The 12,789-nt window shown below is 58.9% G+C and carries 11 protein-coding genes, 1 tRNA gene and 2 pseudogenes; 2 read left to right on the forward strand and 12 right to left on the reverse strand.

The window, feature by feature from the left end; all coding sequences use genetic code 11:
• The 9 genes and pseudogenes from ACR0IK_RS23930 to ACR0IK_RS23970 all read right to left on the reverse strand — a co-directional run.
• A pseudogene (locus ACR0IK_RS23930) lies at nucleotides 1-139 on the reverse strand (sulfopyruvate decarboxylase subunit alpha); the annotation flags it as partial.
• Between the two features lie 37 nt (nucleotides 140-176).
• Nucleotides 177-587 carry a universal stress protein gene (locus tag ACR0IK_RS23935; protein WP_480643627.1) on the reverse strand — a complete coding sequence of 137 codons (411 nt, stop codon included), beginning with the start codon at nucleotides 585-587 and terminating at the stop codon, nucleotides 177-179.
• 28 nt (nucleotides 588-615) lie between these two features.
• On the reverse strand, nucleotides 616-1,596 hold the full coding sequence (locus ACR0IK_RS23940) for an alcohol dehydrogenase catalytic domain-containing protein (RefSeq protein WP_480643628.1): 981 nt from the start codon (nucleotides 1,594-1,596) through the stop codon (nucleotides 616-618).
• Entirely contained in the window at nucleotides 1,593-2,354 is a 762-nt protein-coding gene (locus ACR0IK_RS23945; protein WP_480643629.1) for an SDR family NAD(P)-dependent oxidoreductase, read from the reverse strand. The genes ACR0IK_RS23940 and ACR0IK_RS23945 overlap by 4 nt, the downstream gene beginning before the upstream one ends.
• Complete coding sequence (gene hisD / locus ACR0IK_RS23950) at nucleotides 2,347-3,654, reverse strand: histidinol dehydrogenase (RefSeq protein WP_480643630.1); 1,308 nt, start codon at nucleotides 3,652-3,654, stop codon at nucleotides 2,347-2,349. Before hisD ends, ACR0IK_RS23945 begins: the two co-directional genes overlap by 8 nt.
• 12 nt (nucleotides 3,655-3,666) lie before the next feature.
• Nucleotides 3,667-4,995 (reverse strand): TRAP transporter large permease, encoded by a 1,329-nt coding sequence (locus ACR0IK_RS23955; protein ID WP_480597038.1) that lies wholly within the window; start codon nucleotides 4,993-4,995, stop codon nucleotides 3,667-3,669.
• 12 nt (nucleotides 4,996-5,007) lie between these two features.
• On the reverse strand, nucleotides 5,008-5,520 hold the full coding sequence (locus tag ACR0IK_RS23960; RefSeq protein WP_480597036.1) for a TRAP transporter small permease: 513 nt from the start codon (nucleotides 5,518-5,520) through the stop codon (nucleotides 5,008-5,010).
• A 108-nt stretch (nucleotides 5,521-5,628) separates the two neighbouring features.
• Nucleotides 5,629-6,774 carry a TRAP transporter substrate-binding protein gene (locus ACR0IK_RS23965; protein ID WP_480643631.1) on the reverse strand — a complete coding sequence of 382 codons (1,146 nt, stop codon included), beginning with the start codon at nucleotides 6,772-6,774 and terminating at the stop codon, nucleotides 5,629-5,631.
• A 22-nt stretch (nucleotides 6,775-6,796) separates the two neighbouring features.
• The gene (locus tag ACR0IK_RS23970; RefSeq protein WP_480597031.1) at nucleotides 6,797-6,982 is read right to left on the reverse strand and encodes a hypothetical protein; all 186 of its coding nucleotides are present in this window, start codon (nucleotides 6,980-6,982) and stop codon (nucleotides 6,797-6,799) included.
• A 130-nt stretch (nucleotides 6,983-7,112) separates the two neighbouring features.
• Between ACR0IK_RS23970 and ACR0IK_RS23975 the strand changes: the two are divergent.
• Nucleotides 7,113-7,367, forward strand: a pseudogene (locus ACR0IK_RS23975) (LacI family DNA-binding transcriptional regulator); the annotation flags it as partial.
• Nucleotides 7,368-7,623: 256 nt separating this feature from the next.
• Here ACR0IK_RS23975 and ACR0IK_RS23980 read toward each other — a convergent pair.
• From ACR0IK_RS23980 to ACR0IK_RS23990, 3 genes are all read right to left on the reverse strand, one after another.
• Nucleotides 7,624-7,700 (reverse strand) — tRNA-Met (locus ACR0IK_RS23980).
• Nucleotides 7,701-7,781: 81 nt separating this feature from the next.
• Complete coding sequence (locus tag ACR0IK_RS23985) at nucleotides 7,782-8,744, reverse strand: alpha/beta fold hydrolase (RefSeq protein ID WP_480643632.1); 963 nt, start codon at nucleotides 8,742-8,744, stop codon at nucleotides 7,782-7,784.
• Between the two features lies 1 nt (nucleotide 8,745).
• Nucleotides 8,746-10,218: a flavin-containing monooxygenase gene (locus ACR0IK_RS23990; protein WP_480643633.1), complete on the reverse strand. Its 1,473-nt coding sequence runs from the start codon at nucleotides 10,216-10,218 to the stop codon at nucleotides 8,746-8,748.
• 592 nt (nucleotides 10,219-10,810) lie between these two features.
• Here ACR0IK_RS23990 and ACR0IK_RS23995 point away from each other — a divergent pair.
• Nucleotides 10,811-12,634, forward strand: coding sequence for a BCCT family transporter (locus ACR0IK_RS23995; protein ID WP_480643634.1), 1,824 nt, complete (start codon nucleotides 10,811-10,813; stop codon nucleotides 12,632-12,634).
• The last annotated feature ends 155 nt before the right edge of the window (nucleotides 12,635-12,789 follow it).

Here is a 12,789-nt window from a genome sequence, read left to right on the forward strand (position 1 = left end):
TGTTCGAGGGGATGTGAAAGATGTCGTCGCGTTGGTCAATCTCCTCGATCACCCCGGCCAGCTGTTTGCAGGGCACAGTGGTGACAAACGAGACGCCATTGGCCGCCAAATCGTCAGCGATCCTCTTGTCTATATTCATGGTTGGTTGCCTTTGTTTCGGGTGTCTTGGTTCTGAATCAGGCCGTACGGCTGACATGGACTGCGCAAGGTGCGTGGCGGACCACGCGGGCAGCCGTCGTGCCTAGGAAAAAGTCGCTGAGGCCCGGTTTGTGGGAGCCGACGACGATGCAATCGATCCCATGTTTTTCCGCGTATTCGACGATGGCACGATAGGACCGGCCCTTGACGATCTCCGTCGCCACATCGCCATAGTCTGCGGTTTTGCGGGCCAGCTGCTGGCGCGCATTGTCCAAACCTTCTCGCACGGCGTCCTCGTCAAGATAGGCTGCTGCTGAGCCGTGCGGTGCCTCATAAACATGCAGCGCGGTGATCTGGCCGCCCGGCTTGCAAAGGGTGGCAGCAGCCTTCAGCGTTGTCTCAGAGACCCCGTGATCCAGGGCCATCGGAACCAGGATTTTGTCATACATGGTTGCTCTCCTGTGATTTGGCGCGGGCTCAGGCCCAGGGGTCGAGAATAATCTTGGGGGCCGCCACCGCGCCGGTGCTCAGGTCGTGGAAGGCTGCGGCGCCGTCCGACAGCGGCCGCTGCTCCGGCCAATCCAGCGAGCCGAGGCGGCCGTCGAAAATCGCCTGCGCAGTGTCGCGGAAATCCTGCGCGGTATAGGTGTAGGTGCCGATGAATGTGATTTCTTGCAGTGTCATGCGGCGAACGTCCAGGCCGCCGGCATCTTCGCCTAGTCCCACATGGGCAATTACTCCGCCGGGCGCAGCTGCGGCTGAAGCAGAGGCACGGGTTGCGGCATACCCCACTGCGTCGATCACCAGAGGCACCATGCCGTCAAACTCCGCCACGGCCTGCTGACCGCAGTGGTTGTTCAGGTAGTCCCGGCGTGCGGCGTTGGGTTCCTGGATTGTCACATCTTCCACCCCCATCGCCCTGAGTGCCAGGGCTGCGGCCAGCCCGATAGCGCCGCCGCCAATGACCAGTGCACGGGGTTCCGTTCCCGGGTGCAGCGCCTCCAGCGCCAGCCGGGCGGCATGCCAGCTGACAGCCAACGGTTCGGTGAGTGCAGCCTTTTCCAGCGGTACATCGCCCGGCACCGACACCAGATTGCGCTCCGGTATGGCCACAAACTGGGCAAATGCACCCTCGCGCGGCGGCATCGAGATGATCTGGCGGGCGGCACATAGGTTCTCGCGCCCGGATGTGCAGGCGGCGCAGCTGCCGCAAGTCACCAGCGGGTTTATGGTCACCCGGCGTCCGGCCTGCGGACCGTCTTCGATTGCACCCGCAGCCTCATGTCCCAGGATCAGCGGTGCAGGCCTGCGGCTGTCGTGTCCCAGATAGGCATGCATGTCCGAGCCGCAGATGCCTGAGGCGCGGATGCGGATCAGATGCTCACCCGGCTGTATCGGCGGCATCGGCACATCGCGCAACGCAAGTACCTCAACTCCTTCATAAACCAAGGCTTTCATTTCGCCGTGAACCCCCCGTCAACCATCAGGACCTGCCCGGTGACATAGGCCGAGGCCTCGGAGCACAGGAACAGGAGCGGACCGTCGATATCTTCCAGTTGTCCGTTGCGGCCGATACAGGTCTGTGCCGCGTTTCGGGCAGAACGATCCTTGTCAGAGAACACTGCCTGCGTGAGTTCGGTCGGGAAGAACCCGGGACCGATGGCATTGGCAGTGATGCCGAAGGGTGACCAAGCCTCGGCCATAGCACGGGTGAGCTGGCCGACTCCGCCTTTGCTGGCGCCATAGGCGATGCCGCCGGGAAACGCCCGCGTGGTCTGCAGCGAGGCAAAGTTGACGATCCGGCCCCAGCCCCGGTCCTTCATGGCGGGAACCAACGCCTGGCTAAGGAAGAATGGTGCCGACAGGTTCAGCGCCAGTGTCTTGTCCCACTCTGCAATGGTGACCTCATCTGCTGGCTGCCGTGAGTTCACCCCCGCCGCATGGATCAGGATGTCCGGCGCGCCGAAAGGGGCCGAGACCCTATCCCGCAGTGCACCCAGTGTGCTTCTGTCTGCAACGTCGGCGGCGACATGGGCAGCGCTTGGTCCAATTTCCGCGCAGAGGCTTTGCAAGGCCTCCGCCCGGCGGGCCACCACGACCACATTGGCCCCGGCGGCGGTGAGGGCTGCCGCCGCGCGCCGCCCCAGCCCGGAACTGGCGCCCGTGATACAGGCAGTGCGGCGTGCCAGGTTGAACAGTTTACTCGGATCAGCCATTGGCAGTCAGGTCAAAGGTTTCATCCGGGAAATACTTGGCCAGCCGCACGTCGGCGGCGCGGGCATGGCCCTCCATCCCTTCCAACCGGGCGATCCGCGCTGTGGCTTCCGCCACCGGCTTGGAGCCTTCGCGGGTAGCACGCTGCCAGGTTACGATCTTCATGTATTTGTGAACTGACAGCCCGCCAGTGTAGCTGGCCGCGCGGGACGTTGGCAGCACATGGTTGGTGCCCGCCGCCTTGTCGCCGTAGGAAACCGTGGTCTCCTCGCCCAGGAACAACGAACCATAGCAGGTGAGTTGCTGCAGCCACCAATCAAGGTCTTCTGCCTGGACGGTCAGATGCTCGGGCGCGTATTCATCGGAACAGGCCGCCATGTCTTCGCGGTCAGCGCAGAGAATTACCTCAGCATAGTCGCGCCAGGCGGCGGTGGCGTTTTCGCGGTTCACCTCGGGCAGGTCGTTGATGTAGCCGGGCACCAGCCGCATCACTTCCTCCGCCAGCGCACGGTCATCTGTAACCAGCCAGACCGGGGAGTTGTAGCCATGCTCTGCCTGGCTCACCAGATCAGTAGCCACAATGTGTGCATCTGCGGTGCCGTCGGCCAGGATCAGGCTGTCTGTGGGGCCGGCGATCATATCGATGCCGACCCGACCGAACAGAATGCGCTTGGCCTCCGCCACAAACTGGTTGCCGGGGCCGACCAGGATATTGGCCTTGGGCAAACCAAAGAGACCAAAGGTCATTGCCGCGACCCCCTGCACGCCGCCCATCGCCATGATCTTGTCGGCGCCGCAGATATGGGCCGCATAGACGATGGCGGGCGCCACGCCGACACCGGGGCGCGGCGGGGAACAAGCGGTGATATGCTTGCAACCGGCCACCTTGGCGGTGGTCACGGTCATAATGGCGCTGGCAATATGGCTGTAGCGCCCGCCCGGCACATAGCAGCCTGCAGCATCCACCGGGATCACCTTCTGACCGGTGATGAAACCGGGGGAGATTTCGGTTTCCACATCCTGCATCGTCCCTTTTTGCAGCTCGGCAAAGCGTCGCACATTGTCGTGCGAGAAGCGGATGTCAGCCTTCAGTTTCTCCGGCACCAGGGCGCAGGCCGCCTCGATCTCCTTGGCGGTCAACAGAACGTTACCCTCGTATTGGTCGAATTTCGCGGCGTACTCCAAGGCCTTGGCATCGCCTCCAGACTCAATATCGTCGAGGATGCCCTGCACGATCTTATGAGTTTCAGACGCATCTGACTTGGGCGTCAGGGTAGCCTTTTTCAGATATTCACGGGTCATTTCCAGGAGGTCCTACTTGTAGATATCAGGAAGCAGCGTGATCGAGATCGCCGGGAGATAGGCGATCAGCAGCACCACGATCAGCATGGTTAACACAAAGGGAACGGCACGGGCGGCGATCTTGAGGATGGACTCGCCGGTGATGCCGGAGACGACAAAGAGGTTGAGGCCCAGCGGCGGGGTGATGAAGCCCACCCCCAGTGCGGTGATCATCATGATACAGAACTGGATTTCGTTCATGCCGATGTTGTCGGCCAGGGGCTTCAGGATCGGCGCCAGGATCACGATGTTGGGTGTCGTCTCCATCACGCAGCCGGCTGCGATCAAGATGCAGATCATCAGAAGGATCAGTAGCGTAGGATCATCGGTCAGGCCGGTGACTGCTGTTACAAAGCCTTGCGGCACGCCCATGATTGCCAGCGCCTCGGCTAACGGGGCAGAAAAGGCGATGATCGGCAGGATCACCCCGTTCACTTTTGCGGAACTGACCAGCATAGCCGGGAAATCTGCCAGTTTCAGGGTGCCCAGGATGAAACCCATCAGAATGGTCACAACAACGGCCGTTGCGCCAGCCTCGGTCGGGGTCAGGCGGCCGGAGAAAATGCCGTAGAAAATGATCCCCGGAACGATAAAGGCATACCAGCCGGATTTCAGCGCCTGGCCCAGGTTGCTCAGCCATTCGCCAAGCCCCATGTTGCCTCCGGTTTCATAGGTGTAGAGGCGGTTCATGATGATGTTGGTGATCAGGATCGACACCAGGATCGCCAGCCCCGGGATCAACGCCGCCAGAAACAAGGTGGAGGCGGAAATTCCCAGCACGAGGCCAATGATGATATAGGCGATGGAGGGCGGGATCAGGATGCCTGTGCAGGCGCCTGCCGCCACAAGCGCACAGGCGTAGGGGCGAGGATAGCCGCTTTCGACAAGGCGGTTGATCGTCATCCGGCCCACAGCCGCAGCACCTGCCGCGTCAGAGCCGGAGATCGCCGCGAACATGCCGCAGACCAGCACCGTGGCCGAACCGAAGCCGCCGCGTGTCCAGCAGGTCAGTGCCTCGGCCACATCCAGGAATTTCTTGCTGAGCCCGGTGCGCACCAGAACGTCGCCGGTCAGGATGAACAGCGGTACTGCAGTTAGTGCAAAGGCATCAATACCGGTGAACAGGCTTTCGCCGATAGCGCTCAAGGGTAGGTCCCCGGACATCACCAGCATGGTAATGGCCGCGGCCCCGATGGCGGCCCAGACCGGCACCGCGAGTGCGATCAGGGCGACGAACATGATCACCGGAATGTAGAAATCCCAGCCAAGCTCGACCGTTTGATTAAGTGAATTCCACAGCATCGCTCAGGCCTCTCAATCAAACAGCTTGTCGCCTTCAAAGACGGGGGTGCCGTCACGAAGGCTGCGCAAATCGCGCCGGAAAGACTGGAACAATCGCCAGATCATCAAGGTGAATCCCAGCGGCACGGCGGCCAGAAACCAGACCATCGATATCCTCAGACCATGGCTGACGGATCCGAACTTAGCCGAGACATGCACCGTCTCGAAGGACCAGTAGAGCGCCACCAGCGCGACAACGAACATTACCAGATCCCCGAAGATGTAGATCAGCGCCTTGGTCCGCGGGCCGAGGTAGTGCAGGATCACGTCGATACGGATATGAGCGCGCTCTTTGACCGCCGCCGCAGCGCCGATCCAGGCCAGATATATGAATGAATAGCGGACAATCTCCTCGCCCCAGATCGAAGAATAGGCAAACAGCTCGCGCCGGATCACTTCAATCGCCATTGTGACGACAAGCATTGTGTAGAACACCAGAAGCAGCCAACGTTCTGCGTTCTGGTCGATGGTTCGCAGGATGTTCATTGCCATTCCCGGTGTTCATGCACACCCTCGCGACCAGTCCAGCGGACTGTTGCGAAGGTTGTTGTTGAAGAATAGGCCCGGTGCTTTAGCGCCCGGGCCCGGTGCTGCTCAGGCGTCGTGCACGTAGTATTTCCCTTGCGTGCCTGCGGCTTCTTCGAGCTTGGCGAAGTTTTCCATGGAGCCGGCGAGTTCGGTCTTGAAGGAATCCCATTCGCTAAGCTGATAACCGCCGGCCTCTTTCCACTCGCCCAGTTGGTCATCGCTAAGGGCATGGAACTCGACGCCTGCCTTGGCCAGTTCCGCCATTGCATAGGCACGGGCAGAAGGTACTTTGGCCAGATTCTGATGCGCGGTGAGCTCAGATCCCCACATCACACCTTCCTGAACATCGGCAGGCAGCGAATTGAACCACTCGAGGTTACAGGAATAGACTTGGCTATCCGGAACAGCCTGGGTGAATGTCACGTGGCTCAGGATGTCTTTGAATCCAAAGACGTAGAGTGCCCCGACAGATGGATCGAGCGCATCCGCGACGCCCTGTTTGATCGCAGAAGGCGTCTCGCCCCAAGCCACAGGTGTTGGGTTGGCGCCGACCATGCGATAATACTGCTGCAGCATTTTCGATCCCGGCACCCGAAACTTCACTCCTGCCATGTCGCCGGGCGACATCACAGCAGTGCCGCCCTTGCGCACCGCGACAACGCGAGGATCGATGTTCACATAAAACAGGGCTTTGAACCCGTTGGCTTCCACGTTGGGATGAACCTCTGCCTTCCAGAAATCTGAGTTCACCAGGTTGGTGAAACGTTGGTTGGAACCGCAGAGATAAGGCATGTTGATCAGGTCAACGGTGGAAGCAAAAGGCGCGAAATTGGACAATGAATGCTGCGCTGCCTGAATTGTGCCGCCCTGAACTTTCTGCACCAGTGCGCCGCCAGCGCCCAGCTGGCCACCAGGTGCCAGTTTGACATAGATTTTACCATTGGTAGCGTTCTGGATGTTTTCCTTCAGATCCAACTGCATGATCGGATAGCTGCGCGATGCCCCCAGGACATAGGCGGTGGCAACGGTCATGACATGATCTGCTGCACTCTCGCGCTCTTTCTCTTCCTTGGCGGTCTGAGCAGCGGCTTCTGAGGACCACAGCACACCGCCAGCACCGGCCACCACAGCCGCAGTGAATGAGCCGGTTGAGGCCAGTTTCAGAAAATTCCGGCGCTCAGCAGATTTGAGGCCATCCTTGGTATTCGTCATTGTCTTCCTCCCTTATGATCCGTCAGCTGCCGTTTTTGTTCTTTTGGTCAGCTTCGCGTTTGAGAATGGCCGCTACGAACAGGATCGAGGCGGCAAACAGAACCAGCATTTCTCCGACGTCTCCTAAGAAAGCACCGCCACCAAAGGCGCCCAACGCGACATTGGCGAAAAACACTGCAAAGATAGCAACAGCAGCCCAAAGGAACATCTCAGAACTCCGGAATCTTATCTTGAATCTATTTGTAAGCGCTTACATTGATAATGCAAGCGCTTACATCAGTGGGTGGGATCGGTGGATTTTTTAGTATGACAACAGTCAAAGACATGGCAGGCCCCGCATGGGAAAAAACCGTTCAGCTCCGACACTTAACGATGTTGCCAAAACGACGGGTGTTTCGACCGCAACCGTTTCGCGATGCCTGATTTCTCCCGACCGTGTGATCGAAACCACCCGCCCGCAAGTCTTGCAGGCGGTCGAATCACTGGGTTACACGCCGAGTTTTGCAGCGAGAGTGATGGCGGCAAAACGCGGCTACACAATCGGCGCCATTCTACCACTCATAGTTCTGGTTACTGCAATAACGGCGAAGGGGAGAATTGTGGGCGAACTCTCCAAAGTCCACGACAAGTAGTTCGGAAAGTCGCGCCAAATAGTCCGAATCCCTCTGTCGCGCCACAAGAGGATGGAAGCATTCGTTAAGGATGGGCAGCATTGATTGAAGAATAGATCATCAACTAAGTAGCGAATGCTACGGCACTCAAATTAGGATGATGTGTGGGTAAAATGATGGTAAGAACGGGTCTGGAAGAAGCTTTTCTCAGCTCAAACAACATCTTATGTTGGGTGTTTGGTAGCGGAGGAGGGACTTGAACCCCCGACACGCGGATTATGATTCCGCTGCTCTAACCAACTGAGCTACTCCGCCATGAGTGAGAGGCGATTTACGGGAGGGGCCGGAGAGGGTCAAGAGGGAAATGATGGTCGAAGCCGGATTCTTTTCACCCGATCAAACCGCCTCGGATTCGCTGCGTGCGGCTTCGGCGATCCTTCGGATGAACATGGCGCAGGTCTCCGGTTTGGTGATCAGGATCATGTGACCCGCTCCGTCGATCCGTTCGTTGCTCAGGCCGAACTGCGCCATCGGATCGCCCTGTGTCTGAGCCGGCAGGATCGCGTCCTGTGTTCCGTACAGAATCCCGCCAGGAACGCTTAACTCACTGTAGCGCGCCATCTGCGCCTCAAGGCTGGCGTTGACGCCTGCAATATCCTGCGAACCGGTGATGAAGGCCGATGGTCGCAGCCCCAGTGCGCCGCCCGCGCGGTCGAGGAAGTCGGCAGGCGCAGGTTCAGGGGAAAAAACGACGGCTAGTGTGTGCGGCGCGGTTTTGGCGGCCAGCGGCACAGCCAGAGTATTGCCGATAAAACTCCGAAGCCATTCGGCACGAATTTCCAGCGGTTTGAAGACCTGAGGCGTCGATGGCAGCTTTTGCGTCAGGGGGGCCAGCAGGGCCAGCGCCCCGGTCTTTTGGGGATGGTCCAGCGCCATGGCGAGCGATACCGCCCCGCCCAGAGAATGGCCAACCAGAATTGCGTCAGTGATGCCCTTGGCGTCCAAAAGCTCCTGTATCATCCTCCCCTGTTCGGGCAGGCGCCCCAGATCGGCCGTATCCCGAGTCGAATACCCGCAGCCTGGCCGGTCAACCGCGATGACGTAGTAGTCGTCGGCCAGCATATCGACCAGCGCATAGGTGAAATGCTGCAACTGTCCGGTCAGGCCGTGGATCATGACAATTGCTTGCTTCGACGGATCGCCCCGTTCGACGTAGTGAATGCTACCGCCGTTCACGGAAACGATATCGCCAAGCTGCGAGACCCGCTTCTGCCCATCAGCAGTCAGTTTCCGGGTCCACAGGTTCATTCCGATGAAAAATGCAACGATCAACAGAAGGATAATCAGGAACGTGTTCATCTCAGCGGTCTCCGCTTTGGGGTGGTGCAAGTTGGTATTGTTCCAGCCCGGACCGGGCCATACGCTTTTCATACTCGGCAACGGTGCCCGGCCAAAGCGTTGTGTTGCGGCCCTGTCCGTCCTGATACCAAGACGTACAACCGCCGGCCTGCCAGACGCTGTCGAGGTGACGGTTGCGCATCTCCTGGGTAAAGGCCGCCTGCTTCGCCGGGTCGGGCGAGATGGTGTGCAACCCTTTTCGGTTCATCTGATCCAGTACGCGGCCGATATGAGCGACCTGAGCCTCGATCATCAGTACAACCGAGTTATGGCCCAACCCCGTATGCGGCCCCAGCAGGATAAAGAAGTTCGGAAACCCAGCGATGGCTGTACCCAGATTGGCCTGCATTCCTTCGGCCCATGCCGCGCGCAAGGTCATCCCATCTGAGCCAGTGATGTCCAGTCGTTCACCCATGTCGGTCACATGAAAACCAGTGCCCCAGATCAGAATATCCGCCTGGGTCCGGCTGCCATCAGAGGCAGTGATTTGGTTGCCGTCGATCTTGGTCACCCCGTGTGAAATCACAGTTACGTTCTCTTGCGCTAACGTTGGGTACCAGTCATTCGAACTGAGGATACGCTTGCACCCGATCCGGTAGTTCGGGGTCAGGCGTTGGCGCTCTTCTGGGTCGGTTATCGCCTTCTCAAGCGCATGGCGCCACATCTTCATGGCAAAGTTAACCATCCGCTCTTCACCGCGAAAGACGCGGTGGCGGTACTCGAAGATCATGTAGATCAGCTTGCGTCTGAGCCGGGGCAGGGCCGGCACGCGTCGATAGAGGTTACGAACCCAAGGTGCTATTGGCCCATCCGGGCGGGGCAGAACGTAGGGCGCTGTGCGCTGGAAGATGGTGATATCGCCCGCCGACTTCGCGATCTTGGGTACGAACTGAACCGCCGATGCTCCGGTGCCGATCACCGCGATACGCTTGCCGGTAAGATCCGTGTCGTGATCCCATTGGGCGGAGTGAAACTTGGGGCCGGTAAAACTATCCGCCCCCGGAATGTTTGGAACGCTGGGCAAGTGTAGCGCGCCGACAGCCGAAACCAGAAACCGAGCCGACCAGTGCTGCCCGCCCTCGGTTTCCACTTGCCAGCGGGTGCCGTCCCAGCGGGCGGATTTCAGTTGCTGGTGAAAATGGCACAGGTCGTACAGACCCTCGTCACGGCAGACTTTCTGCAGATAAGCTTGAATTTCGGCCCCATCTGCATAGGCGCGGCTCCAGTCCGGGTTCAGGTGAGTCGCCATCGAATAGAGATGCGAAGGGATATCGCAGGCCACGCCCGGATAGGTGTTTTCACGCCATGTCCCGCCGATATCACTTGCTTTCTCAATTATCGCAATGTCGGTGATCCCGCGTTTGCGGGCCTCAAGCGCCATGATCAGCCCCGAGAACCCGGCCCCGACGACCAGCAAGTCCGCGCTGTGTTCCATGCGTCCGCCCCTCCCAAAGCGACCGAGATGGTTGGTACAGACTATAAGCCGGAAAGTGCTCGTGCACAGCCTCTCTTAAGGTCAGGGGGGTGTCGGTCAGGGATTAGTCTATGGACTCCAAGCGGCTGCACCCTGACGGCAGTCCCGAACCGAAGGTGTGGCGCGGTGTCCAAAGTGGACGGATCATCAGTCTCGACAGGATTGGGATGCGCCCGGAATCCATGATCTGGGTGTAGTCATCAAACAAAACATGAGCTGAACTAAATCCTGTGTTAGTTTTTTGCTGGGTAAAGATCTGAGTTCAGTGCACCAAAGGTGTATTTTTTGATCAGGTCTAAGAGTATATGTCGCAAAACTACAGAATATGTCGGTTCCAGCCCAATCGTCTGGAAAGCGACATTATACGCAAAAAATCAACAGTTGCTGCGTATGGACAGCGGATTGGGCATCCTGCCCGAATAGAAGTTTCAATGACCTGCCCGATGGAGGAGTGGTGAACAGCCACAGGGGATCGGGTCGAAGAAAAGACCAAGATTGGAGGCTCATCTTTAGGTGGGTTCAATCCAGCTATACCGTCAACACGGAGGAAAATATGTCGGTACCCGAACCATTTACGGATGTTGAGATAGAAACGGCAGATGCCGGTTTCTACGAGAATTACAGCGTCCCCATCGCTCTGATCAGCAAGGCCATCATGGTTGGGCTGGTTCTGTGGGCCCTTGTGTTTCCCGCCAATGCCAATAGCACGCTGGGCAGCCTGAACGGCAAGCTGCTTGAGGTATTCAACAGCTTCTACGTCGTCATCGTGGGGCTGTTTTTCTTTTTTCTGGCCGTTGTTGCTATCATTCCGGCCACCGGTCGCCGGATCATGGGAACGCCGGGTGAAAAGCCCGAGTTCTCGAACTTTTCTTGGTTTTCGATGATGTTTGGCGCCGGTCTGGGTGTCGGCCTGATGGTGTTTGCGACGGCTGAACCGTTAGGCCTGTGGGGGTCGAATCCCGTTGTGGTGTCCGGCGCCGTCGAGGGCAACTCGCCGGAGGCTCTGCAATCGGCCTATCGCTTCACCTACCTGCACTACGGCTTCCACGCTTGGGCGATTTATGTCGTCACCGGTCTGTCGCTGGCCTACTATGCCTATACCCGCAACATGCCGCTGACCATCCGTTCGGCGCTGACGCCTTTGTTCGGTCGTTACGTCAACGGCTTTTTCGGCCATGTGGTTGATGTTCTGGGCGTTGTCGCGACCATCCTCGGTGTCTCCGTGACCATCGGCTATGGCGTCAGCCAGTTCATTGACGGTCTTTATGCCATCACCGGGATGGAATGGATCATGGATCTGGGTGGCGAGGTTCCGACCCCGTCCAAAGTGGGTCTGATCTCGGGTCTGGTCGTCATCATGGGGCTGTCCATCATCTCGGCTGTGTCCGGCGTTGGCCGGGGCGTGAAGTACCTGTCGAACCTGAACCTTGTGCTGTCGATCATCCTGCTGGGTACCTTCGTGATTTTCGGCTCGTTCGTCTTTGCTATGACCACCTATGGCACTGCGATGGTGGATTACATCCTGCACTTCATCTCGCTGAGCTTTGGCGCTTATGGCCCGCTGTCAGCCGAGGCCTTTGCAGCCGCGCTGCCGGCCGAGGCGCAGGCGCATGCGGATGCCCTGATGGGCGGCGCGACCAATGCGTGGGGCAGTTTTGACGGCTTCAAGAGCGGTCTGGAAGGCGCTGCGGCGGAACTGGACGAGGCCACGCTGGCTGCGGCCTATGCGGCGGGTGAGCAAGGTCGCCAGTTTGGTTGGCAGGCCGGCTGGACCACCTTCTACTGGGCCTGGTGGATTGCGTTCTCGCCGTTTGTCGGCCTGTTCCTGGCGCGCATCTCGAAGGGCCGCACTGTGCGTGAGTTCATCTTGGGCTGTGTGTTTGCCCCGGCGCTGGTGTGCTTTGCGTGGATGACTGTTCTGGGTGGCACCGCGATCGATCTGGAACTGGCGGGTGCAGCAGAAGGTGCGATCATTGGGGCGTCGAACACCAACAAGCTGTTCGTGACACTGTCCTACATGATCGACGGCGGGCTGCTGTCCATGCTGAACGTGATGTGCGTGATCCTGATCATGACCTTCCTTGTAACGTCTGCGGACTCAGGCATTCTGGTGATGAACACCATCATGTCCGGCGGGAGCCAAGAGACCGGTATCAAGCACCGCATCATCTGGGGTGTGATCCTGACGGCTGTGATTGGTGCGCTGATCCTGGCAGCGGGTGAAAACAACCCGATGGACGCGCTGCGCAATGCAATGATCATCGGTGCGCTGCCCTTTACCATGGTGATGGGCCTGATGTGCATAGCGTTGGGCAAGGCGCTGTTCCGCGACAGCCAGCGCGACAAGCACGGCGTCGCGACGCAGGCCGCCGAGTAAAAACCTGCCAAAGAAAAATAAGGTGTCGCCCCGTCAGGGGCGGCGTTCTTCGTTTCGTAAGCAGTGTCGTTTCCTGCAATCAGATATCGCAATCAGTGATGTTTGAGTTTGGCGAATCCTTCAGTTTGGCGACAAGATTGGAGATACGCCCTATG

It is taken from the genome of Ruegeria sp. BF7, assembly GCF_056538605.1.

Coding starts and splice junctions, on each gene's coding strand:
- ACR0IK_RS23935 (WP_480643627.1), bottom strand. CDS start 587: ATGTATGACAAAATCCTGGTTCCGATGGCCCTGGATCACGGGGTCTCT.
- ACR0IK_RS23940 (WP_480643628.1), bottom strand. CDS start 1,596: ATGAAAGCCTTGGTTTATGAAGGAGTTGAGGTACTTGCGTTGCGCGAT.
- ACR0IK_RS23945 (WP_480643629.1), bottom strand. CDS start 2,354: ATGGCTGATCCGAGTAAACTGTTCAACCTGGCACGCCGCACTGCCTGT.
- hisD (WP_480643630.1), bottom strand. CDS start 3,654: ATGACCCGTGAATATCTGAAAAAGGCTACCCTGACGCCCAAGTCAGAT.
- ACR0IK_RS23955 (WP_480597038.1), bottom strand. CDS start 4,995: ATGCTGTGGAATTCACTTAATCAAACGGTCGAGCTTGGCTGGGATTTC.
- ACR0IK_RS23960 (WP_480597036.1), bottom strand. CDS start 5,520: ATGAACATCCTGCGAACCATCGACCAGAACGCAGAACGTTGGCTGCTT.
- ACR0IK_RS23965 (WP_480643631.1), bottom strand. CDS start 6,774: ATGACGAATACCAAGGATGGCCTCAAATCTGCTGAGCGCCGGAATTTT.
- ACR0IK_RS23970 (WP_480597031.1), bottom strand. CDS start 6,982: ATGTTCCTTTGGGCTGCTGTTGCTATCTTTGCAGTGTTTTTCGCCAAT.
- ACR0IK_RS23985 (WP_480643632.1), bottom strand. CDS start 8,744: ATGAACACGTTCCTGATTATCCTTCTGTTGATCGTTGCATTTTTCATC.
- ACR0IK_RS23990 (WP_480643633.1), bottom strand. CDS start 10,218: ATGGAACACAGCGCGGACTTGCTGGTCGTCGGGGCCGGGTTCTCGGGG.
- ACR0IK_RS23995 (WP_480643634.1), top strand. CDS start 10,811: ATGTCGGTACCCGAACCATTTACGGATGTTGAGATAGAAACGGCAGAT.